Here is a 1,714-nt window from a genome sequence, read left to right as displayed (position 1 = left end):
GTCAGGGGGAGGTACAGAGCTTCCGCTTGTTTCCAAGCTCTTGCTGTGACTGGAGAGACTGGAAATCCCGCTTCGGCGTATCGAATCGCTGGGGCAAACAATTGCTCAAAGGGTAGCTTTCCCCACCGTTGCCACAAACTACGCCATGCTGATACCGCTCCTGGCACTGTTACCGATAACCAGCCGATAGCAGGAATTTGACTCATACCAGCAAAATGCTCAAGGGTCAGGTGTTGAGGGCTTTTGCCAGAACCATTGATGCCATGGAGTTTACCATCCCATACTAAGGCGAAGGCATCCGAACCAATACCATTGGAAGTAGGTTCAACCACTGTCAATGCGATCGCTGTGGCTATAGCAGCATCTACAGCATTGCCTCCAGCCCAAAACATTTCCATACCAGCTAGGGTGGCTAGGGATTGGCTGGTGGCTACGGCAAATCGATTACCCATGACTACCCTTCGTCTTGATGGGTAGGGATAATTGCTTAAGTTACCCTTGAGCATAATTTTCTCTGGTGAACTATTATCTAGTTATTTTAGAGAGAAGCTGCATAACCCCTAAGTTTGAGTACCAAGTAACTAATGAGGTTTCCTTCTACTTAGTTGTTTGACCTATGAATCGGTTCAAGTTAGGAGTTAGGCGAAAGCGCTACTACAAGTTAGGGGAAAGAATCAATGCCTACTAACAACTCAGATAACAACTCAGGTATCAAACCGTTTTCGACATCTATTTATTTAAAAGACCGCCAAGGTAATAGGGGGATCGAGCCGGTTTTTGAGTCTAATTCTAGATTAGAGGATTTCATGGCACATCTAGTCGAGTCTGAGCCAGATAGGAGCGAAGCCGAGTGGGCTGCTTGCTTCTTATATCAGTTGAGACAAGCATCTGGTATTTACCGGATTTTATCCATGACTAATCCTCCGATAGTGGTGATTAGAGCTGATCTGTTATTGTTAACGTTATCTGATCAGCTCTTATTCAATTATCTACAGTTTGTTTGTTGGTCTGCAGCTCAAGCGATCGCCCATCAGTTGAGTAAATCTCATAATCTTGCGTTACATTACCCTGTAGAAGAATGTTTCATCATTGCTAGTGCAGCAGCCAGCAACCCCGCTAAACTCCTCAGAGGATTTAACTTTTATCCTAAGTCTTCTATTTATGCCTATGCTTTTAATGCCCTCAAGCGAATTATTAGAAATCAAGTCGCCAAGGAACTCAGGTTAAAATCTATCAAGTTTTCTGATTATGGCTTGTTGCGATATTTGGATAAAACAGAACTTGAGCAAGCACTTAACGACTATGGCATCACTAATCAATATTTTAACTATTATCGTCTGGCTTGGCAATCGTTTAAAGACTACTTTAATGAGATGTATCCTCCCAGCAGCAAGGGAAATCATCGCCATCATTCCCCAATTAAATTCCTAACCCAGCAACAGCTTAACCAAATTGCTCTTCGTTACAACCAGCAGTTAAATCGGTTAAATAAACTGGTGAGCTCTGAGTTCCAAAGTGATGAGTTTCATAGGAATAATCTTAGAAGAAGTGATTCAGATTGGTTAAGACAAGTACTACGTTACTCAGCAATCAGCACTCAGCATATGCCCTACGCGCATGCTACGCGAACAGCACTCAGCAATCAGCACTCAGCACTCAGCACTCAGCCCTCAAGACTCAGCACTGAACACATTGAAGAAATGCTAGCCATTTG

1 protein-coding gene and 1 pseudogene are annotated in these 1,714 nt (G+C 43.5%); one reads left to right on the top strand and one right to left on the bottom strand.

Annotated elements, in window-relative coordinates; translation table 11 throughout:
- Positions 1–506, bottom strand: a 506-nt coding sequence (locus F6K38_RS05680; protein ID WP_287356259.1) for a gamma-glutamyltransferase, incomplete at its 3' end; no start/stop codon positions are given.
- A gap of 171 nt (positions 507–677) precedes the next feature.
- Between F6K38_RS05680 and F6K38_RS05675 the strand changes: the two are divergent.
- Positions 678–1,714: pseudogene (locus F6K38_RS05675) on the top strand (hypothetical protein); the annotation flags it as partial.

This window comes from Moorena sp. SIO3B2 (assembly GCF_010692525.1).
In the GTDB taxonomy this organism is placed as follows: Bacteria; Cyanobacteriota; Cyanobacteriia; order Cyanobacteriales; family Coleofasciculaceae; genus Moorena; species Moorena producens.
Note: the sequence above shows the minus strand (reverse complement) of the source record. Positions and strands in the feature narration are given on the sequence as shown.